This is a genomic window from Phycisphaerae bacterium (assembly GCA_035384605.1).
In the GTDB taxonomy this organism is placed as follows: domain Bacteria; phylum Planctomycetota; class Phycisphaerae; order UBA1845; family PWPN01; genus JAUCQB01.
Genome location: DAOOIV010000042.1, coordinates 18,565 through 41,226, shown reverse-complemented (window position 1 = coordinate 41,226; position 22,662 = coordinate 18,565). Strand labels below are relative to the sequence as shown.

At 61.7% G+C, this 22,662-nt stretch carries 13 protein-coding genes; 6 read left to right on the top strand and 7 right to left on the bottom strand.

Translation table 11 applies throughout. The features are described 5' to 3' along the window. Positions 1-1,091, top strand: a 1,091-nt coding sequence (locus tag PLL20_11170; GenBank protein ID HPD30547.1) for a sugar-binding protein, incomplete at its 5' end; no start/stop codon positions are given. A gap of 514 nt (positions 1,092-1,605) precedes the next feature. Next, on the top strand, positions 1,606-3,033 hold the full coding sequence (locus tag PLL20_11165) for a hypothetical protein (protein ID HPD30546.1): 1,428 nt from the start codon (positions 1,606-1,608) through the stop codon (positions 3,031-3,033). Here PLL20_11165 and PLL20_11160 read toward each other — a convergent pair. From PLL20_11160 to PLL20_11135, 6 genes are all read right to left on the bottom strand, one after another. Continuing rightward, positions 3,008-4,300 (bottom strand): ABC transporter permease, encoded by a 1,293-nt coding sequence (locus tag PLL20_11160; protein ID HPD30545.1) that lies wholly within the window; start codon positions 4,298-4,300, stop codon positions 3,008-3,010. The genes PLL20_11165 and PLL20_11160 overlap by 26 nt on opposite strands. A 3-nt stretch (positions 4,301-4,303) precedes the next feature. Then, a complete protein-coding gene (locus tag PLL20_11155) occupies positions 4,304-5,089 on the bottom strand; it encodes an ABC transporter ATP-binding protein (protein ID HPD30544.1) in 786 nt (261 codons plus the stop codon). Between the two features lie 130 nt (positions 5,090-5,219). Continuing rightward, positions 5,220-6,854, bottom strand: a complete 1,635-nt coding sequence (locus tag PLL20_11150; GenBank protein HPD30543.1) for an efflux RND transporter periplasmic adaptor subunit — start codon at positions 6,852-6,854, stop codon at positions 5,220-5,222. 86 nt (positions 6,855-6,940) lie between these two features. Next, positions 6,941-8,830 (bottom strand): TolC family protein, encoded by a 1,890-nt coding sequence (locus PLL20_11145; GenBank protein HPD30542.1) that lies wholly within the window; start codon positions 8,828-8,830, stop codon positions 6,941-6,943. Between the two features lie 503 nt (positions 8,831-9,333). Then, the gene (locus PLL20_11140; GenBank protein HPD30541.1) at positions 9,334-12,300 is read right to left on the bottom strand and encodes a DUF362 domain-containing protein; all 2,967 of its coding nucleotides are present in this window, start codon (positions 12,298-12,300) and stop codon (positions 9,334-9,336) included. 583 nt (positions 12,301-12,883) lie between these two features. After that, entirely contained in the window at positions 12,884-13,843 is a 960-nt protein-coding gene (locus PLL20_11135; protein ID HPD30540.1) for an amidohydrolase family protein, read from the bottom strand. 255 nt (positions 13,844-14,098) lie between these two features. On the opposite strand from PLL20_11135, the gene PLL20_11130 reads away from it, so the two are divergent. The 4 genes from PLL20_11130 (at position 14,099) to xseA (ending at position 20,138) form a co-directional block, all read left to right on the top strand. After that, positions 14,099-14,944, top strand: a complete 846-nt coding sequence (locus tag PLL20_11130; protein HPD30539.1) for a biotin--[acetyl-CoA-carboxylase] ligase — start codon at positions 14,099-14,101, stop codon at positions 14,942-14,944. Positions 14,945-15,365: 421 nt separating this feature from the next. Next, positions 15,366-17,480: a hypothetical protein gene (locus tag PLL20_11125; protein HPD30538.1), complete on the top strand. Its 2,115-nt coding sequence runs from the start codon at positions 15,366-15,368 to the stop codon at positions 17,478-17,480. Positions 17,481-17,604: 124 nt separating this feature from the next. Next, positions 17,605-18,432 (top strand): TIGR00282 family metallophosphoesterase, encoded by an 828-nt coding sequence (locus PLL20_11120; protein HPD30537.1) that lies wholly within the window; start codon positions 17,605-17,607, stop codon positions 18,430-18,432. Between the two features lie 155 nt (positions 18,433-18,587). Beyond that, positions 18,588-20,138, top strand: coding sequence for an exodeoxyribonuclease VII large subunit (gene xseA / locus PLL20_11115; protein HPD30536.1), 1,551 nt, complete (start codon positions 18,588-18,590; stop codon positions 20,136-20,138). A 190-nt stretch (positions 20,139-20,328) separates the two neighbouring features. Here xseA and PLL20_11110 read toward each other — a convergent pair whose 3' ends face one another. Beyond that, positions 20,329-22,572 carry a DVUA0089 family protein gene (locus tag PLL20_11110; GenBank protein HPD30535.1) on the bottom strand — a complete coding sequence of 748 codons (2,244 nt, stop codon included), beginning with the start codon at positions 22,570-22,572 and terminating at the stop codon, positions 20,329-20,331. Positions 22,573-22,662: the final 90 nt, after the last annotated feature.

Genomic DNA, 22,662 nt, shown 5'->3' with positions numbered 1-22,662 from the left:
TGTCGATGAACGCCATCAGGTGGCGACCGACGGACAACTACGAGGACGCCATCACTCAGTCGAATGCCGTCGTCGAGGCGTGGCGCAAGTGGGTCAGGCGGTTTCACATAGCGCAGGCGCTTCCCGATCTGCCGGTCTCCGGCTGGCCGGGAATGACCGGTTATGTTCGGATGTGGGGTCTCAAGCAGCAGATGCGCGATGCCGCCCTCGCCCCGCTGGTTCGCTGGACCTGCGCCAATGAAGAAAAAAACGAGCCGGCACGCCTGAGGCTCGTCGAGCAGATGCTCGCCGGCGTGGGCGTCCTTAACCGGGAGCACATCGAGCGCCTGATCACCTATGAGGCCAATGCAGCACGTCGCAAGCCGCGGGCTGATGGGCTGCGGGCGGCCGATGTACCGCGTACTCCCGACATGATCCCGATGCGCGCCGGGCCGGACGACTGGCCCGGCATCCCCTATGTTGACGAACTGCCCTGGGTGTTCCACGCCCGGCCCGCTGAGCCCAAAATCGGCAAGTACGACGAGCCGGTACGGTACTACTATGTCGATCCTCCCGTGCCGGATGACCTGTCCGTAACCTGGCAGGCCGCATGGGACCGGCAGCGGTTGTACCTGCGCGTGGTGGTCAAGGATCAGACTCACACCCAGAACCAGCCGGCGGCGGATATGTGGAAGGAGGACAGCCTTCAGATCGCTTTCAATCCGGATCGCTCGAACTTCGAGTTGAAAGCCCCTTCCTGGGACTACATCTGGGGCGGCTACAAGCGCAATGAATCCGAGATCGGCATCTCGCTGAAAGACAAAACGGTTCAAAAGCACATTTGGCGTTCCCCCGAACTGCCGCAAGGGGTCCGGGCGGAGGACCTCGTCGAGGTTTCCGTGGCCCGGCACGGCGGCGGACGCACAATCTACGAAGCAGCCGTCCAATGGCAACTGCTGCCCGGCTTCGAGCCCAAGCCGCGAAAGAGCCTCGGCATCTGCTTGGTGGTCAATGACCTGGACAAAGACGAACGCCATAGTGCCGAATACGGCAGCGGAGTGATCCGCGCCAAGCGCCCGACGGAGTTCGCGGCCATCCGGTTGGCCGAATAATAACTCGGTCGGCACCCCGTCGCATCCCAGTCGGCGGTCGCAAGGGCCCCGCATTCCCGACGGCAGGTTTCGTGCTGCTTGTCGCGGCCACCAAGCCTTGGTCAGCCGGAAGGTTGCCGATGCGTCGCAGCATCGCCACAGGCGGGTTTCTTTCACCGATATCTGTCCCGCCCTATGATGCATATTCACAAACCGCCGAGCAGGACTTCCGGCGCGAAAACGCGTCCGCGGTGCCGTGTTGCTGCTTGTCGCCAACGGCCCTTGCAAGGCGGTCCCGTAAACGGACCAGAGGTTTCACTGTCCCCCAACGGAGATCGCGATCATGAAACCATCCTATGAGCAAACCCGTCGATGTGCATCAGGTCGGCAAGCCGGCCGCGGTCTTGCCGCATGTGAACTCGCGTTGGCCGCTTGGCTACTGATGGTGCCGCTATGCGGCTGCAATGGCCAACCGGTTCAGACGCGACCTCAGATCGCTCCGCAGCAATATGCGCCGACGGCGGATAAAGACGAAATGGCTGAGAAAATCCGCGGCTTCGTGGGCTTTTTTAGGGCAACGGTAGAGCAAACTGCTACCGAACTCGAACAGAAAGCAACAGCCCGGGAAGAACGACAGGCCGCAACCCGGTTTCGCGTTCGACTTTCCGATCAGTGCCGAACCGCGGCCAGTCAATCGGATCCCGCCGAAGCGATGCTCGATCTCTGGGCACTGGCTTATCGCCTCGTCGATTTCCTCTCCGTGGGCGAGGGTAGACAACTGTTCGGCACATCTCAACCTGTCGCCCTTCAAGCCGCGGAAGAGATCCGCGCGGCCATCGACGAAATCGCCCGCAAGAGCCTTTCCGAAAGCGTATTTGAGAAAACCCGACAGGACGTGGTGGCATACGTGAAACAGAATCCTATGCAGGAGGGCTTCTTGGTGCGGCCCGCGGAGAGTTTCAGCGATGTTCCTCAGGGCGAACAGGTGCTTCAGCAACTGGTTGCCATCCCCTTCGCCCCGATTGCAGCTCTCGGAGGCGTGAGCAGGACGCCGGAGTCGGTCCACGCGGTGGCACGTTCCATGGACCGCTTTACCGACACCGTTGAAGATTTTCCGGCCAACGCGCGCTGGCAACTTCAGCTACTGGGAACGAGTTTCGGACAAACGCCACAGTTCACCGATCTGATGGACAACCTCCGGCAGTTCTCCGACAGCTCCGCGCGGATGGCGGACAACACCACCGAGTTTGTGGACGTCGCAAAGAAAATGCCGCACGAGCTTCGAACCGAGGCCGAAAACCTGCTCGACCGTATTGATGCTTCTCAACCTGAGCTTCGCACGACGTTGGGCGAAGCGAAAGAGACCGTGGCAATGGTGTCATCTGCCAGCAATCACGTTCGCGATACCGTTGTAGAAGCCAGAGTCACCCTTGATAACGTCCAGAAGGCGTCTCAGGCGCTCGAGAAGGCGGCTCAGGCGGTGCAGGCCACCGCACAGGAGATACTCAAGTTCGTGCCCGCATCCATGAAAGATGAGACGGGTCGGATCATTGGCGACTCAGGCCAATCGCCGGAGAACACCGACGCTGCTGTGGAGAAACCGGCGTCCAGCCCCGTTCAGGGGAACCCGGATGATTCTGTCGAGACGCACGACGCACGATTCAGCTTCCAGGCGGTCACTCAGAGTGCAATCGAACTCGGCGAAACCTCGGACAAGCTGCGAGCCTTGCTGACCGATTTCCGATCTTTTCTCGATGCGAAGACCTTCTCCAGCGAGGTCGTCGCGGTTGACACCCAGTGGCGTAGCGCGGCCGATTTCACGAGTATGAGGATCCGCGACATCGTCGATCACGTCGCCAAACGAACCGCCCAGTTGCTGCTCCTGTTCTTTGTGCTGCTGGTCCTCTATCGCCTGCTCAGCCGTCAGCAGAACCGCGTCAAGTCTGCCGCAAGGCCTCGATAGGATCCAGCCGGGCCGCGTTGGCGGCGGGATAGATGCCGAAAAACAATCCGACGGCCAAAGCCAGGCCGAAGCTGCAGAGGATAGTCCAGTTGTGGATCACCGTCGGCCAGCCCACCCAGTTGGTGATCAGATGAGCTCCGGCGGAGCCGCAGACGATTCCGATCATGCCGCCGAGGGTGCTGAGCATCAGTGATTCAATGAGAAACTGCATCACGATATGCCGGCGCTTGGCGCCCAGCGCCCGCCGAATGCCGATCTCTCGCGTCCGCTCGGTCACGGTCGCTAACATGATGTTCATGATGCCGATGCCGCCGACCAACAGGGAGATGCCGGCAATGCAACCCATGGTGATCTGCCGCCGGCGCTTCTCGCTTTCAGCCAACCTGAGCCGCTCCAGCGGCACCTTCACCGTGTAATCGGCCTTGTTGTGCATGTGGGACAAGGCCTGCTTGACCATCTCGGATACGGAAATCACGTTCTCGATGTCGTCGACCTGAACATAAAAGTCGCTGAATGTCACCCGGCTTCTCTCGTAGCTGCCGCTCGTGACGCGAATCAGCAGATCGCCGTATAACCTGTCGGCGGTGCTGAGCGGGATGAAGACCTCCGAATTGATGTCTCGTTCGCCCAGCCCCTTGGCCGGTTGGCCGGCGGTTTGGGTCCGCTCCAGGATACCGACCACCTTGTAGGGGGTCAGAGGCGTGGCCGGTCGGTCAACATAGACGGTTTCCCCGATGGGATCCTCGTGAGCGAACAGCCTGGCTCTCAGCTCGTCCCCGATGACGCACACCTTCGCAGCCTCCGCTTCATCGAGCAACTGGAGGGGCCGGCCACGGGCGATCTTGATGTGCAGAATGTCGAAAAAAGCCGGCTCCGTACCGAACACCGCCGCGGGTAGCTGCGCGCTGCCTCTTCGCACCTGATAGGCGACTTCGCGTAGAGGAACAACGCGATTGACGTTCGGAATCGTCGCCCGAATCAGCGACAGATCCGCGCGGGTCAGGCCGTACTCCAACACGTATGTCCGTGTCGAGCCGACGACGCCGCTCTCCTGGGGACGAACGGATTGGACGATGATGTTCTGCGTGCCGAGCAGGCGAATCAGCGCCATCTCTGCTTCGGATGCTCCCTCGCCAATGGACAACATGCAGATGACTGCACCAACCCCGCAGATGATGCCCAGCGTGGTGAGAAACGAGCGCAATTTGTGCAGGTAAAGGTTCTTGAGCCCCAGTCGGACGGTCTCGAGCGTCAGTCCGCGGAACATGGCTCAGGCTCTCCCCACGACGGCCGGTCCAGGCATCCGTCGGCCGTTGCTCACGTCGCTGACCACCAAGCCGTCCCGAAGGGTGATAACCCGTCGGCAACGCGCCGCAACGTCGGCCTCGTGAGTGACCATCAGAATCGTCCGCCCGGCTTGATGAAGCTGATCGAACAGAGCAAGGATGACCTCGCCCGTGGCGGTATCCAGATTCCCCGTGGGCTCGTCGGCGAGAATCAGGAGCGGATCGTTCATCAGGGCCCGGGCAATAGCCACACGCTGCTGCTGGCCTCCGGACAGTTCCATCGGACGGTGATGAATGCGATCCGACAGGCCCATCCGATGAGCCAGATCAAGGGCCCTCTCCCTGCGCAGTTGCGGGGTTACCGCCTGGTAGAAAAGCGGAACCTCAAGGTTCTCCAGGACGGTGAGCTGTGGTATGAGGTTGAAACTCTGAAAGACAAATCCCAACCGGCGGCTCCGGATGTCCGACAGGGCGTCGTCGTCGAGCTCGGACACATCTACGCCGCCAAGCACGTACTGCCCGCTGCTCGGCCGATCGAGGCAACCGAGCAGATTCAGAAGCGTACTCTTGCCCGACCCGCTCTGGCCGCAAATGGCCACGTACTCGCCCTCGGCAAAATCAAGCGTAATGCCTCTGAGCGCGGGCACCTCGACTGAAGTGCCGACTTTGCGATAAATCTTGACCACGCCGTCCAGATGGGCGAGGACTCTGGCTCCCCTGCCGCCTCGAGCTGCCGGGCGATGCTGATCTGTCGTAACGGCACTCGGCATGACCATCGGTCGCTACTGTACCATCAGAACCTTACGGCCGGACGTCTGCGCTTCTTGCGCGCGTGTTTCTGGATCGCAGTGCGCTTGGGTTGCGGCCCGCAAAATGCCGGTCCGCCTTGGGATCCCGGCCTCAGTTCATCGCAGGCGCCGAGGCCGGCGGAGCCCCCCTTCTCTTCGCCCCCGCCCCTTTCCCGGCCTTCTCCTCTTTCTCTTTGTCGTCCGGAAGCCGCCGCTTCATCTCATCGGTGATCGCAAGACGAACCTCCTGACCGACATCCAGCCCCTTCTTGATTTCCACGTACTCGCTGCTCGCCAGTCCCACCTCGACCTCGACCGGACGCGCGTTGCCGCGCTCATCGACAAACACATAGTACTTGCCCCCCTTGCCGAAAACCGCCTGTACCGGAACGGCCACAACGTCGCTGAGCTGCGTCACCAGCACGTCCACTTTTGCCGTGCCGCCGGGCTTGAGATCGCTGGTCGAACCCTCGATGAGAATCTCGGTCAGGTACTCCTTCGTGTTGGGGTTCATCCACCGGTGAGCCGAGTCGGCCACCGTGCCGATCTTGATCACTTTCCCCGGATACTGCCGCCCGCTGTACCCTTCCAGCGTGATCGTCGCGGTCAACCCCTCCTTCAACCGCTCGATCTGCGTCTCGTGAACACGCACGACCACCTTCATCGAGCTCGTGTCCGGTAGCTCGATGATCTGCTGCCGTTCATGCAGTTGAGTCCCCGTCTTGATGCGGGTCTCGTCCCACCAGTCCTCCTTGTAGTAGACCACCAGCCCATCGGCGGGAGCCTCGATCCGCGTCTTCTTCTTCTGCTCTCGGGCCTTGTTGAGCTTGTCTCGAACGATCCCCAACTCGTCCTTCTTCGCGTTCACTTCGGCAATGGCTTTCTCTTCAGAGGCCCGCGACGCCTTCTTGGTGCGCTCCAGTTCGGCCTCGGCCTCCTCCACGTCCGACTCCTTCTTCTGGAGTTCCATCGGAATCGTCCATTTCTCCAGGACCTCGGCCTTCACCCCCGTCCTCTCCAGTACGTTTTCGGCCTTCCATGCCTCGAATTCGTCCCGCTCCCGCTCGATGCGAGTGATAAAACCCTCTTTGAAAAGCTCTTCCGAGTCCTTGAGGTAGTCCTTCGCCCGCTGCAACTCCTGCTCAGCCTGCTTGACGGCGATCTCGGATTCCTTCCTCAGCTCCTTGGATTCGCCTTTTCGATACTTCTCGAGACTCAGCCTGGCCATGTCCAGGGCCAGAGCGGCTTTGCGCTCCTCGCTCTGGTTCTTGTCCTTGAGAATCTCCAACTCTTTCACCGCGGCCTCGTAGGCGGCCGCCGCCACCGTCTCCTTGATCTCCAGGTCGCGGATCTTCTCGTCAATCTCGTCGCTGGCCAGTTCCACCAGAAGGTCGCCTTGCTTCACGTGCGTCCCCTCAGGAACGAGCGAGATGATCGTCGCCCGGCCTTCCACCTCGGACCGCACCTCCACGGAATTCGCCGCCTTGAGCTCGCCGGTAGCGGTTAACAAGATGGGGAAGCTTTTTCTCGTGACCGTGTAAAGCTGGATGTCCTGCACGGCGGCCGGAGCGAGCCACCGCTTGACCACCGCATAAGCCCCGATCGCGGCAACCGCCACGACGATCAGCACAAGCCACCGGAGCGCCCTTCGCGAAACTCGGACCGGCACCCGGCTGGGTGCCCAGGCCTGTTCCGCAGCCTCAGGAACTTGCGACGGAAGAGTCGCTTCGGTCTCGGTCATTCCCATGCCCGGATCTCCTAACAAGCAGGCTGACCGTCGGCGGCCCGGAAACTTGTCGCACCCCATTCGGAAGGACGTTGACCGCTTCCATTTTAACGCCGCGCGGCCGTGGTCGCCACCGCCGAGTACCACTGGCCCTCGTCGTCCACGCGGAGCGTTCCGGTATCGAGACGAAAAGCGAGAATCGCCAGTCTCCATTGGGACTGAGCCTCCGCCAGGCGATTCTGTGCCTCAAGCAGCTCTCGCTGCGCCTCGATGACGTCCCGGTTATTCATTTTTCCCAGGTCAAACCACAGACGCGCCGCCCGGCGGCGAGCCAAGGCCTGATCCCGGCTCAGTATTTGAATCCGCAGCGAATCGGCCTGCTGTTGGACCTCTCGGATTGCCTCACGAACCTGCAGGCTGATGATATCCTTGGCCTCTTCAAGCGCCCGTTGCGCCTGCTGAAGCGCGATCTGAGATTTACGTAACGCGTTGCGCTCTGCCACACGATCCAACGGCAGATCCAGTCTCAAGCCCGTCCGATAACCTGTGCGGTCCGTGTTGTACTTCAGCACGCCCACACGCTCGGGCACGGTGTCCAGTTGCACCGTGCCGTACATCCTGAGATCCGGCAGAAGATTGTTCTCGGCAACGGCCACGCCTCGGCGAGCATCGTCCACGCGGTCCAGGTCGTTCAGAAAATCAAGCCGGTATTTCAGAGCCACGCGGACGGCCTCTTCTTCCGACACATCCGGCATTCGAAGAGCATCTTCCAGACTCGAAGGCTCCATGACTCCATCCATTTCCGTCGTGGAATCGGTGACCTCGGCCGGATATTCCACGTCGATTTCGGTCTCCGTCGGCATACCGATCTCGATCTTGAAGCGGTCCAGGGCGGTTTCGTAATTGGCGATCGCGTCTACTTCCGTGTTGATGGCCCGCAGGCGATCCTGATCGGCACGAAGCACGTCCAACTGTTCCACGCGGCCGACCCGACGAAGAGCCTCGGCGCGGGCCATGTCGGTCGCGAACTGCTCGACACTCTCGCTCGCGTTGACGATTTGCTGGCGAAGCCGCTGAAGATTGAAGTAGCGCCCCGCGATGTCCACGGCCAATGATCGACGATACTGCTCATAGGTCCGGACTGCATAGATCAGGTTGCGCTCGGCTCTGTATCGCGACTCATAGGCCGCCCGGCCGGCTCCACGCAGCAACGGAATATTGGCCTCCAGGAGCATGGAGCCGGTCTCACCCTCATTCACGCGCTTGGACAAGTCATTGACCAGGTTGGCGATCACCCGCGCCGTGATCTCGCCGCCGTAAGGCAACTTCTGTCGAACCCCTGCCTGTGCGACCGCTTCGAGGGCATGATCCCAAACCTCGTCTTGTCCCTGGTTGACGAGGTCAACTCCGATCTCTCCGAAAAACCGAGGTGTCCACAGATGTCTCTCCAGGGTCAGATCCAAGGCGGCAAGGTACAGATCCTCCTTGGCATTCTGAAACCGCCGCGAGTGTTGAAAGGCGTACTTGAGGGCTCCAGACAACGTCATGATAGGTCGAGACGGCCGGGTGGACACCGGCCGGCTGGCGGCTTCAGACCGCAAAAGGCCAGGCTGGGACGCCTCAGCGTCCGCCGTCCCCGAAGGCATCGTCTCTGGAAATACATACCCCTGAGAGCCCATAACGACCGGTGCTGAAGTCGGGTTCCCGTCCACCGCAGGTTGAGAAGCCGCACGACGAAAAACCTCCGGCACGTCGCTGTCTATCGGGCGAGGAACGAACGCGTACGCGTCTCCCGGCACCGACACGGGCGAGGTGCCCCGCTCAATGCGGAAGTCATGCGCCTCGCCCAGAGCCGCCCGCTGGCGGTCGTTAATCAACCGATAGACGTCACGGTCCGCACTCTCGGAGAACCACTGACATCCTCCGGCAACCAAGACAAGGACTGACGTCATTCGGCGGGCAAACAGGGCTTCAGAGAAACTCGTCATCCGCTTCATAACAGTCTCATCGTCCGGGATGCTTAAGCAAGCCGGCAGGCCTCTGGTATATTCCGATGCCTCGCCTGCGTCTTGGCCCGCGCATAAAGACGCTCGGCGCAGGCAGTTGTATGCCCTGAGAACTCATACAGCAGAAACGCGTCGCGGACGCATTCTAATGCAAACCATTGTGGGATTGAATCGCCAAACGGCAAAAAGGCAGGCGGGGCAAAACCCGCAGCCCGCCAATCGAAACACGCCATCTGGGAATGACCGACGGAGAGTGCGGGAAATCCGTCTCTATGATGCCGCAACCACCTGCTGGCGCGTCACGCGCACAGGCTTCGACATCCGGGCTGCCGCTTGTCCTTGAGGCGCTCTCAGCCGGATACGGATCCGTCCGACCGTTGCGCGCATAGCCGATCTCCCCCGCCCGGGCCGAAAGCACAACAAGAACGGCGTGCGGAGCATCCCAAGAGCTTCGCACGCCGTTATCTTTACACGAGGAGCGTCCCGACTCGCACTCAGTCGCAATCCCGATCGGGATATATGCCAGGTCCGCTCAGGCAATTCAAGAACACCGGCAGGTCACCGGTACGAGTAACGAACATGTCGCCGTCGAAGTCCGCGACGGTACAACTGCCGGAGACCTGCGCGGCCCCGGTGTAGCACTGCTGGAAGAAACCAAAATCGGTCTCATCCACGTCGCCGTCGGCGTCAAAGTCCGGCTTGACCGTGGTCACCACTACCGTGACGTTGATTGTCTCGACATTGTGCGATCCGGTTATGGTGATCTTGCCCGTGTGGACACCCGGCGGCAACGGATCATAAGAAACCACATGAAGATTGGTCGTCGGCGGATTCTGAACGGACACGCCTTCATCCGGCACAACGTGGATCCACGGCACATTGGTGGTGATCTCGTAGCTCAGATCGCCGCCCTCACCGCCGCAGTTCCAGATCTCCACGTTATCCGCGGGAATCGGATCTCCGACGAAAACCTCCTGATACAAGGCGTCCCTGTTTTTGCAAACCCACGGATTGAGCGGAATGGGCTGCAGATGGACGTTGCGGTAAATGCTGCTTTCGTTGAGCATCGCGTCGTAAATGGTAACCCGAAGCTCGCCCGGATACTGGCCGACCGGCAGTGAACTCATGTCTGCCGCCAACTGCGCCCCCCACGTCGGGTTGGAAACGGCATCAAGCACATAGTCTTCGCTCACTTCTCGAAGCGTCACGTTGTCAAAGTACGCCTCGACGCCGCCCGCGGTGTTGCTGCCCGCCTTGAGAACGACCGTCATGATGTTCCCCGTCGCCTTACGACGCCCCAGGCGATGATTCCAGTCCACTTGGTCCTTCGGTGGGGCATACTGGTTGTGCGTCCAGACCCAGCCGAAGCCCGTGCCGATCGCGCCGGGGAAACCGTAGGTCATATTGTCATAGGCAAACATGTAGTTTTTCTCGACGTATTCGGCGTCATCCGCTTGCTGCAGGCTGAAGGGCCCGTCGATCAGGATGACCTCCCACCAGTTCATGGTACCCAGCCGTTTGCCCTTCCACTGGCAGTCCAATCGATAGGTCTTGCCGGGCGTGACGGCAACCTGTTGATAAACGCCGAAACTGGCAAGGGTCGTCTCCTTTCCAAGGCGAAGGCATTTGGTTCCACCCATCGAGCTGACGTTGGGGTTGTTGAAGTCCCACTCCAAACCTGTGCTCCAATCGGCCTGCCACTTGGTCCAACCTGTCTCACCGTTCTCGAAATCACCGTTGGTCAACAGGTCTGAACCCAGAACGGCAACGGCCAGCTCGGCTCGTGTTACCCCAACGTTATCAGAAAAGCTGTTGACCGTGACCGTTTGGCCGGTCACAAGCATCGAGCCTTCGAGAACCGAAATCCCACCAAGCATCGGCGGGCTGGTCTCGGCCTGCGAGCCGTTCGGGGCGTGAGTGCTGCCCCAGTTGGCCTCAAATGGATACCGCCACAGGGCTACGTGGTCACCCATCTGAGTGATTCTGGACGTATTCATCGTGCCCAGTTGCCGGTTATATGCCCAGCGGAGATACCGCACGTATTGCGGGTCGTAACCCATCAACAAGGCAGACGTCGTATCCACCGCGACCGCGTCTTTTCCGGCGACGATCAACTGCATATTCGGGTTGGGTTGTGTGGCAGGCCAAGAAGCGGGACCGTTGGTGATGCCGATCAGCCCGTCAACGATCGCAAAGTCCATGGGCCTGAACAGGTTCATATCCACAATCGTGTAGTTCACGATGGCGTTCTCGTCTGACCCGGGATTCGCGGGATAGTCCCAGCCGGATGCCTGGCCGGGATCCCAGGCGTTCAGCCCCGGAACATCCGTAAAGTGCATCGCATGCTTCATCTGTTGCAGGTGAAGCGGTACTCCGTATGCGGGCCGCGAGTGGTAGATGTCGCTCGGCCCGCAGCCGATTCCCTGGCTCTTCATTGAGACGGTCACGTCCGCATTGGAGTGATTCTTGAGCGTCGGAACGTTGATCAACACGTCGCAATGAAGCACGATGTTGGGTACCCAATACTTGCGACGGCAAAGCGCGTTGTCGATGGTCACCTGTGTGACCTTCGCCGGATCGAACTGATCAAGTCCTCCGGAATCGTTGAGGTCGACCAGTTCCACCGTCGGGTCGTATATGAACCATTGCCGCCCGGACGCAGGATCAGTCGTGTAGCCGCAGTTGATGAAGGCCGTCTTGGTGACGGTCCGCGTCAGATTCCCGCCGTCCCACGGGAAACCACAGGCCGAGCCTTCGGCAATCCTTACCAGCGTACTGAGACCTGTCCGCCCCGCTGCCTCCTTCACGAGTCTCACGACCGAGGCCATCACGCGCGGGTCCGTGACGATACCGTTCTCAGGATAGGTCGCAACGGGAATCTCGGTAACCAGATTCGGCTTCAGAACGATGTCGAGCACTCCATCGCTGTTCTTGTCCACCATGATCTGGTCGAGTCCGCCTGCCAACGTGACTGCCCGCTCGACCAGCCCGTCGATCTCTGCGGCGGTGAACGGGGCGCGCGGGGGTATCGGACTGCCATCCTTGCGCCAGTTCGGATACGGCCTGTGCGCGATGCCCACGACGGCCGGAGGTGGCTCAACCGCCGGCGGAGGCACGTTCGGCAACGTCGCTGCCGGTTGGAGCAACTGATCCGCGTACTGGTAGGTTTCGATACCGACGACACCAACAACGCACAGGATCGCCGCGGCAATCACTTGCCGCCGCACGATCACGGCCTTGGGCAACACCTGGCCGTGCTTGTGTTTGCGCAAGAACAGACTGACAGGAATGAGGGCCGCAATAAACGCCCCGACGTTGACGGCCGCGACCTGCTGACACGGGTAAGCGAGCCTTTGCGGCTTCGTTCCACTGCGATACAGAAGCCAGAAAAGAGAGGCAATAAAGATCGCCACTCGGTTGCGAAGGACAAAGTGCCAGAACCCCGACCAGGCCCATCTCATCTTGCCCACCAAACCCTCGTTCGCGCATCCAGCGATGCTTGAACGGTATTTACAGCAATGATGATGATAACGTGAAGAGTTCACCTGCGCGTCCGTGTGCCGCTCCTCGCTCATATCTTCCCTCACACCTTTGTTTTACAGGACCGTACAGATCAGCTCCGCCAAGGCGCATTAAAGGCCACCGAAAAGTCGCCCATCGAGCGCCGACTCCACACTGCATTATATCAGGCCGACCGGCCCAATCATAGTTCGATATGACCTGCAGGCACTTTTTTTTCACGCTGCCCGCTCTTGGCACACGTGGTCGCAAGCGAACCAGAACGTCCCTAAACCATACAATCATAAGCGCTTAGGCCGGACAGGGATCCGAAGACTTCTGGTTCGCGCCCCCAAGCGCCAAGTCTTCCACCCGGGATAGATTGCCGAGGGCATTGGGACAAGTCAGGGATACATCACGATGAAGCACAAGGCCGGACCCGCCAGTTCTGTGATTTCGACAGACAGGGCATCACGCTCGTTGCGAACCGCCGGGACAGTCACCCCCCCGCACCAGTGCGGCCGCCCTGTGACCGTTCACCCATAACTACCCGCCAAGCCGAAAGAAACTCGCTGCATTCGCGTAATACAGACGGTCCAGAACTGCGTCGGGCAGATTCATGCCCGCCAGAAACACCCTCCCGCCGGCATCCTCGTCCTCGATCGGCGAACGAACCGTGTCCGATCGCTCGTACAGAAACCGATGCGCCCAGTATCGCGAACAATGATGCTCAAACGTGGCATGCTTGAATGCGACAAGATCGCTTCCGAACAGCAGCCTGTCCGCATATCGGACGAAGAAATCGCGAGACTCCGCCGGCCGTCGAGACAGCTCGCGAGCGATCCATTTCGTCCCCGACGTGTCCAGGTAAAGGTTGGGATGTCGGTCCAACAGCTCAGCCAGAAACGACAGGTTTTCGGGCCAGCCCCCCATGTGGGCCAGCAAGACCCGCAGCGAGGGAAATCGCTCCAGGGTGTTGGTTAGCTGCCGATAGGTCAGTCGCTTCGACTCGAACCTCAACGGGTCGCTGTAGCGGTGCCGCCACCAGATATCCGGATCCGCAATATGTACGAGAACGGACAGGCCCGACTGCTGGATGGCATCAAACACCGGGTCCAGCCGCGGGTCGTCGAACCACACGCCCGACCGCTCATTGAACTCAGGCTTGTACCAGAACTTGATCGAGACCGCCCCCGCCCTCACCGCCCGCTCAACAATTCGCAGATTCGCGTCCGTGAATGGCTGATCCCGACCGACAAGCTCGTGCTCAGACCATGCGTTGAACGCCACACGGTCACCGTGCCTCCGCCGAAGCGCCGCAATCTCATCGACCCTGCAGATCAACACCCACTTGCGTATTCCGAACAACTCACCGGCTCGAATCATCCGCCGAGTGGCGCGGGACCGGCCACCATGGCAATGGGCGTCAATGATCGGACCCGTGTAACGCGATGTCGGCAGGCGACAAACGTCCACTGACTGGTCCAACCCTTTGTTCAGTCGCACAACAACAACTCCTCGGCCCGGCACGCTCGCCGCCAACGCCTCATCATAGGACACGACCTTCAAAACATACAACGGCCTCGCGACTCGTGTCATGGGCCTCGGAACAACGAACTGCTGCAGGATTTGACGGCCTGCGAACGATTGCAGTCACGGCCGCATCGGGTTACTGTCCTGCCCATGTCATTACGCTCACGCACTACGCTGACCGCCGAACAACTGCGGCAAGGTTGGACACCCCGACGGGTCGGACGGCACATGATCACCGTGGCCGAAACACTCAGCACCAATACTTTGGCACTGGACTCCATCCGCACAATGGGCGGACCTGACGGCCGGGAAGCCGACGGGCTGGTCGTCATGGCAGATTATCAGACTGCCGGACGCGGCCGCTTCGGCAGGCGTTGGCTCTCACCTCGGGGGGCAAGTATTCTCTGCAGCGTGGTCATCGTGCCAGCCGATCAGGAATTGACCGCAGCGAACACCGGGCCGTCCCCGGGCGGGCATGTTGAGCTGCAAGCCTTGGAGAATTCCGGCAGGCCGACACCGACCGCCCAGTTTTCCGGGCATCTGACGCTGGTCTCGGCCATCGCGGCCTGTGAAGCCATTCGCCAGTCCACCGAAATCACGCCGACCATCAAGTGGCCCAACGACCTTCGGGTCTCAGGACGAAAACTGGGCGGCATCTTGATCGAGTCCCGCCCTGTCGCCCAGATGCATCGAGCCTGGGTCATTGGGATCGGCATCAACTGCCTGCAACACGCCGGTCATTTCCCCCCCGAATTGCGGACCTTCGCCACCTCGCTGGAGATCGAGGCGTCGCATCCCATCGAAAGGATCGAGGTGGCCAAGGCACTCTTGCAGCACCTGGACCACAGGCTGGCCGACGTCACCTTGCGGGCGAGCCCCCCCGCTTCGTTCCAGGCCATCCGCTCAGCCTGGGAACAATATGCCGAACCTGTCGGCCAGAGGGTCCGGCTGCGCGCCCGCGGACGCGAGTGGAGCGGCACAACGATAGCCGTTGATCCCTTCGGCGGGCTCATCCTGCAAACCGACGACGGCAAACAAGAATGGTTTGACCCCTTGCAGACGACTCTCCTCTAGCTCTAAAAACCAAAACAGATATGCTGCCGTAGAGCACGCACCGGTTATGGGCCTTCCCAACCCTGAACCCACAGGCGGTGCGGTTCTACGTCGCAGAGTCAAAGCGGCCGTCATCCAGGTCGCCGAAACCAAAAGACCGGCCGCGAGGCCGACCGCCGTAAAACAGGCGACCTTGCGATGTACGGCCTGGTTGGATCAGAAAATGGCAAGACGTACCGGCCGACGACCGATCTCCAAAACAAAGGCGTCTGAAAAGCCGCGCCCGGCAAGCGCGCACGCCCCCGCTCCGCGTCCCGCCGACCCCGCCGCAATCGCCGAAACCCTTCTTGGAGCACGGCCCGCCGGTCGCGGTGGTTTCCTGCCCCTCATCAGGGATCGGAGTCAATGGGCGCTAGACGGCCCCTTGCCCGCATATGCATCCATGATACTCGTAGGATTGGCGATTGGCTGGCAGTGCTCCGCGTCACAGAAGGTCTTCGCGGCAGCCATCGGACCCGACGCCGAAACGACCTCTATGGTCGTGGCCGTCGCCCTTTTGGCCGCCGCCGTGGGACCATGGCTCCCCGGGCGAGCCATCGTCGGGATCGCCCGGTTCATTCAGAGGCGAGCCCGGCGATCCGACGAAGCGAACGACGATGTCATTGGGTCTCTCCTGGTGCTCAGGGCTACTCGGCAGCGAGATCGCTCGCTGGTCTGGCTTTCCATCTCAGTGCTGGCATGCTTGGCAGGAGCGGTCTCTCTGGCAACGCTCCTGCTCATGGGGCCCGTCGCTCGCGTTTATCACTACCTCCTCCAACATTTCTTCTGGACCAACTTGACTCTCTCCGCCCTCGAATGGCTCGGCACCGTCTTGCTTATCGGTCCCCCTTGGATCCTGCACGGCCTGCTCATCGCCACGCTGGCTAATGTCGCGGCTCACGAGCACCCCCCCCGGCAACGTCCCGGATTGGTCGCCGGTATCCTCGCGGGACCGGGCTTGGCGCTCCTGTTGAGCGCCAAATGGATGGCGCAAACGCTTTCGGGAGCCCAGGAGTTCATGATAGGAGTGCTGCCCCTCTTCGTCGTGGCCGCCCTGGCCGCCAAGACCTCACAGCGTACCGACCAACCGGCCGGTGCGCCCCCTGCCACTGAAACGGCGCCCGAGTTGCCCGGAGGAACCGAAGGGTTGATCTGGGTCTTGCTCGTCGTCTGGGGAATTGCCGCCGTCCTGGCCGGTACGGGTTGGGTAACTTGTCGGGAAGTCGGTGCCCAAGATCGGCCCTCAACCCACACGCAATGGGGCTGGTATCTCCTGACGCTGGGCGCCGGAACAGCCGTCGCCTGGCAACACGCTCGACACCTGACCCGTTCCGCCTCAGGCTGTGGGATGGCGGCGTGGGTAGCGGGCATCGGCGCGGGAACCGCGTCAATCCTGGCGGCCTTCTGCCCCGGCAGGCCATGGTCGGAGTTGCTCCAGCTTCTCCTCCTGGGATTCACCTTCGGCTACGCCCTGCACTATGCCGAGCTGGCCTGGCTGGCACGATCCGCCAGCGAGACTCAGGGCTTCGCCCAGCTTGCCGGCGCGGTATTGGCGGGATTGGCCGTGGGCCTCATCGCCTGCCGATGGTGGGCACATCAGGCCCTCGGCCCCGTAGGTATGATGACCGCCGGCGCACTCGTCATGATGGCCCTCGGCGGCATCGTCCAGATCTACGAAGAAGACCGCCCCGCGCGCATCCGGCACGAGCGGCTTGCTCTGGTATTTGCCTCCCTGACCGCCGCCATCATCCTCTTTCCCGCGGCCACGCGCCGATGGGACCGTTGGGAAGCCGACCGTGCGATCCGGCCCTTGCCGACCGATCTGAGCTGGCTCGCCACAAGCGAGTTACCCTCCGCGCGACGCATCTGCCTTGTCGGGGTCGACGCCGGTTCATCCGCCCGATGGGCAGGGCTCGGCAAGGCAAGGGTCGACATCATTCCCTGCCCCGGCGGCCTCACTCAGGAAACGCTGCCCCGGCCGCCCGGGAGAACGCGGTTCGTCCGGGCAACCGCCTTCCGGGCTTTGCGACTCCAACACGAGCGGTACGACCTGCTCTACCAGCAGGGTCAACCGGCCGCACCAACCGACGGATACGCCGAATACTCGATCGAGTGGCTGCACCGGCTTGCCTCGCTGACCATGCCCGACGGCGAGATCGTGCTGGACGTGCCCCTGCGGGCCATGAATCCTCAAGCACTCGCTACCATTATCGCCACCCTGCAGCATGCGGCGGGCGCCCCTGCACGCTGGGCCCTGGTATCCACGGCCGGGCAGCCCGCAATACGCCTTAGAACCGTTCCCACGACCTCGAATCCCACCGCTCCTGCCGACGACACCTGGGAAGCCGGTGAGGCAATCACGACTCGTACCCGCAACCTCGGAATCCATTCGATCCAGCACGACAGACTCACCCGCATCCTCCAAAAAGGGTCTCTGCCTTCCACCGATGACCTGATACGCTGGCTTGAGTCCTGCCGCTCAGGCACTTCGGTTCATGAATCCTCGACCCGACAATAGAACCTCATGCAAGCGCGGAAAACGACGCACGGCTGCACGGGCCGGCTCTTGCCGGACGGGCAAAACCCCGCTAAACTGACGGGTCCGCGGAGGCCAAGGCGCACCCGCGGCTGGAAAGATCCATATGCAAGTCAACCTGTTGTGCATCGGCGATACCGTCGGTCGCCCCGGACGATTCATCCTGTCCCAAAAGCTGCCCAAGCTGGTCGAGCAGTACGACCTGCACTGCATCATCTGCAACGCGGAAAACGCGGCCGGCGGTTCCGGTTTGACCCACCAGCTTTACGAAAAGTTCCGTCGCTATGGGATCCACCTCATCACGCTCGGCGATCATGCGTTCCGGCGGCAGGAGATCATCCCCGTTCTGGAACGGGCTCAGGACATCGCAAGGCCGGCCAACTTCGCCCAAGCCGCCCCTGGCAAGGGATGGGCCGTCTATGAGACGCCGCTCGGACCGAAAGTCGCGGTCGTGACCGTCCTCGGCCGGCTGTACATGAAGCCCCCCACCGACTGCCCGTTTCAGGCCATCGAGAAAACCCTCAGCCAGATCCCGCAAGACGTGAAAATCATCGCCGTAGACGTTCACGCCGAGGCGACAAGCGAAAAAGTCGCTATAGGCTGGCACTTCGACGGTCGGGTCAGCGTGGTCTTCGGCACGCATACGCACATTCCCACGGCGGACGAACGCATCCTGCCCAACGGCACGGCGTACATCACCGACGTCGGCATGACCGGCCCTTACGACTCCGTACTCGGTCGGAGAAAAGACCGCGTGCTCAAGGCTCTGCTCACCGGGCTGCACGCCCCCTTCGATGTGGCCGCCGACGACATCCGACTTTGTGGCTTGCTGGTCAGCGTGGATTCGGCGACCGGACGGGCCACGCACGTCGAACGCATCCGCGTGAACAGCGACGCGTCTGTCTCCGAATCCGGCGCTGCCGGCGAGGACTGATGGCACGCTCCAGGAGCCCAGGCGGCACCGGCGTCCCACCTGCTCTCCTCTCGCGATACCATCCCAGACGGCGTCTTGCGTAACGAACCCCTTGTGCGCGATCGCTGGCCGACCGCTATTGCGGCGCGCGATGCGAAGCCCTACGATCCCAGGTAATGGAATCGCCGCGTCCTGCCTTTGATCCCGATCGAATGGCCGTCGCCAAGGCCAGGCCGGCGGTGCCGAGCGAAATGACCGTCTCGCAGTTGAATGCCCTGATCAAGCTGCTGATCGCTGACTCCCTGCCGGGAACCATCCACCTGGTCGGCGAGATCAGCAACCTCAAACGGGCCGACAGCGGGCATTTCTACTTGACGCTAAAGGACAAAAACAGCGAGATTCGGGCCGTGGTGTGGCGATCGGCGGCCTCGGCGATCAAGTTCAAGCCGACCGACGGCATGGAAGTCATCGCCACCGGCCACGTGGAGGTCTACGAGCCACGCGGGCAGTACCAGTTCATCATCCGCAAGCTTGAGCCCCGTGGAACGGGGGCCCTCGATCTGGCGTTTCGTCAATTGCACGCCCGACTCGCCAAGGAGGGACTGTTCGATAAGGAACGTAAGAAACCGCTGCCCCGCTTCCCCCAGCGAATCGCCGTGGTAACCAGCCCGACCGGGGCGGCCATCCGAGACATCCTCAGGACGCTGCAACGGCGTTTCCCCTGCGTCTGGGTCTTCGTTTATCCGGTACGAGTACAGGGCGAGGGCGCGGCCGAGGAAATCGCAACGGCAATCCGCCGGCTCAACGAGCAGTCGGCAGCCCTCGGAAACATTGATGTGATAATCGTCGGACGCGGGGGCGGCTCACTGGAAGACCTGTGGGCCTTCAACGAGGAAATCGTGGCCCGAGCAGTGGTCGCCGGCCGGATCCCCATCATCAGCGGGGTCGGCCATGAGGTGGACGTCACCATCTGCGATCTGGCGGCCGACTTGCGAGCCCCAACCCCCACTGCCGCGGCCGTGGCGGCCGTGCCGTCCGCCGCCGAGATCCTCAACAGCCTGACCGACGTGGCCCGACGGCTTGGCCGGGCAATGAATCATCAGGTGGCAATGGCTCAATCACGCCTCGCCGGCCTTGAACGGCTGGAGTGGTTCCGCGATCCGCTGGCTATCCTTCATCGCCGTGAACAAAGCCTGGACGAGATCGCCTCGCGGCTGCGACTGCTGCTGTCCCGGCGAACCGCCGACGCACATCGTCGACTCAACCGTTTCGAGGCGATACTGGCTGCGATCCAACCCAAGGCTTTCCTGCAACAGGAACACGCTCGTGTGGTTCAGATCGCTTACAGGCTCAACTGGGCCTTGCAGCAACAGGTCCGACGATCGGAACGACGCCTCGAGCTCGCTCGTGAGGCATTCTTGGCCGCCTCGCCGGCCGTCCGGATTCCACGGCACCGGCAGGACCTCAAGGCGCTCCAGCACGCCCTTGAGCAAACCTTACGCCATCGCATTGAGAATACCCGCGATCGGCTTGATTCACTCGAAGCCCGGCTGCAGGCCACCAGCTACCGCGGTACGCTGGCCCGCGGCTTCACCATCACGCGGCGAATGCCGGATCGGCGGATCATCACGGCCGCCCATCAAGTGTCCGCCGGCCAGGACGTCGCCACCGAAACCGCCCAGGGCGAATTCATCAGTCGGGTCAACCCACTCCCCCGCGAGGCGTGATCCGTCGCCCTGGTATCAGGAAGCTAGCGGTTGCGACGCCCGGATGGCCGGAACAAGATTATGATGTCTAAAGATGGTTTTAAACGCCATGCATTCGGCAAAGCGGGCGAATCGTTCCGACTCGGCCGCGCAGTAACCCCCGGCACATCGCCGCCCCCCCAGCGCGTCCTGCCGCGAGCCTCCCGGGCGATCAGTGTCGTCGCCGCATCAAGGCCATACCCATCAGACCGGCCAGTGTGGCAACCAGGCCCGAAGCAGCGCCGGCACCGCAAGTATTGACCAACGGAATCGGCAGGCCGGCACCGGTATCACCGGGCTCGTTGGCGCTGGCGCTTGGCGACGGTCCGGTGACCGTGATGACCTTGGTCACTCGCTGCGTCGCGCCCAGATTGTCGGTCACCGACAGAGTCACCACGTAAACACCCTGTGCCAGGTAGACATGATCGATCGCCTGCCCACTCCCGCCCTGGCCGTCGCCAAAGTCCCAGCCGTAACTGATGATCTCGCCGTCGGGATCTTCCGCCTCCGCCTGGAACAAAACCATCAATGGGGCGGCCCCCTTGGTAGGTGTGGCGATGATGCGAGCCGACGGCAACTGATTGGGTTGAGACAGAACGATCACCTCGGTCACCGTCTGAGCAGTCTCGGCGTTGTTCGTGACACCCGACAGCCTCACGACGTAGGTTCCGGGCGCGTTGTAGGTGTGACTCACATACGCGCCGGTTCCGGCCGTCTGGTCCCCAAAGTCCCAGTTGAACACCACGAACTGGCCGCCCGAGGGATCAACGCCGCCTCCGGCGAAATTCACCGTCAGCGGTGCCACCCCGATCTTCGGCATCGCCGAGATCGACACCAGGGGAACCTCGGTCACCGGCGGCGGAGGCTCGATATCCAGACGCTTGCCGGTTGACAGCGCAAAGGCGACGCGAACATCAGTCAACTCAAGACCGTCCGTCCCGACTCCTTCGTACGGGTCATATTCATCGGGCACGAGTTCCGGCATCTCGTCGTCCCCCGTCCCCATGATTCCGTCCGGACCAACGCCCCCCTCGTCTGCGATTCCGTTGCCGCCGGTATCGATCAGGCACGCCACATCATTCGAGTTGTCGGTGTGCCACAAACCGAGCGTATGAACGGCTTCATGCGCGGCAATGGCGCCCACAACGCGACCGACGGCATCGACCATGCTGAAGTTGGGTGCCCGCGGAATGGCATTGATCGAATCCAGGTTTGTCGGGTCCGGATCGCTGAGGTAGTCGAGCAACACCACCGCCGTCTCCTCGGGAGCGAAGTTGCCCGGATCGATCGACTGAGCGATGCCGAGCGTCGGAATACCCAGTTCGTACATCGAACCGCCGATAATGATCCGCGTCACATTCGGCTGGCCCCAGGGGTCAGCGTGATCGCGACTGTTCCGGATCTCGACATCCATGTGCCCGTCTACGGAGTCGACATCACGATCGCCGTTGAGATCCGCGCGGCGGATGTTGTCCAGACGCTCCTGGAAGACGGCCACCACTGCATCAACCACAGCCGCCTCATCAGCAAGGGTCAGGCCCCACCGAGATAGGAAGTCTCGCATCGGCGAGAGATCCGTCAGGTACCAGCCGTACCCGAAAACCTCGACGGCGTTGAAATCCTCAACACCGTCGAAATCGAGAAAGATGATCTGCGTGGCACCGACCGCCTGGTGCTCGTGGGCCGGCCGCCGAAGCACGATTTTCAACTCGTAATCACCTCTGCGGCTTGATTCGAACGAGGTCACGCGGATCAGGTAGTCGCCGGTCTCAGGCGCGATCCACGACAAAGCCGAATCCCATCGGTAGAACCAATAATAGGGCGTCTCGATGCGCGGCAGCGGAGAAGACGGAGGATAGATCGAAGTGATCCCGCCGTCATCATCGTTTTTGACAAGAACGTCTTCCGTCAAATCACAAACCGCCACGACCGGATCAAGACCCAGATCCGGCCGAGAATCATACGGGTCGCGGTTGGTCGTCACCGCCAGCCCCACAACGTCGCCCTTGTTCACGAAAATGCGGTAGAAATCGACGTCATCGCCCTGCTCGATGCTGCCCTTTACCGTCGCATCGATCTCGTCGCCGATGCTCGAACTGACCGGAACCGTCTGAGCCTGCCAACCGATGTCGTTGGGCTCGATTTCCTGCAAGGTCACGACCCGCGCCTTCTGGGGCGCTGTCTTGAGCTGAGACGGTGCCTGCGTGCGATAGGGATACCGGCACCAAGGCAAATCGGGAGACAGCCTCTTCGGCGGGAACGGCCCCGGGGGACGCCCAAACGGCGATCCCGGCGGGAAGCCCGTCGGCACATCCTTGGCCCATGCGGCAAACGATCCGCCCAATGCCGTCGCAAGGGCTAACGCCAGGACCGCAACTCGTACCCCCGAGTTACTGCTGTTCATCTTCTGCGACATGGTCTTTGTTTCCTGTCACTCACATCGGTTCGTATCTTTGCTCACCCGGGGCAACCAGCCCCGCCGCCGTCGGCGCCCCCGTACACTCAC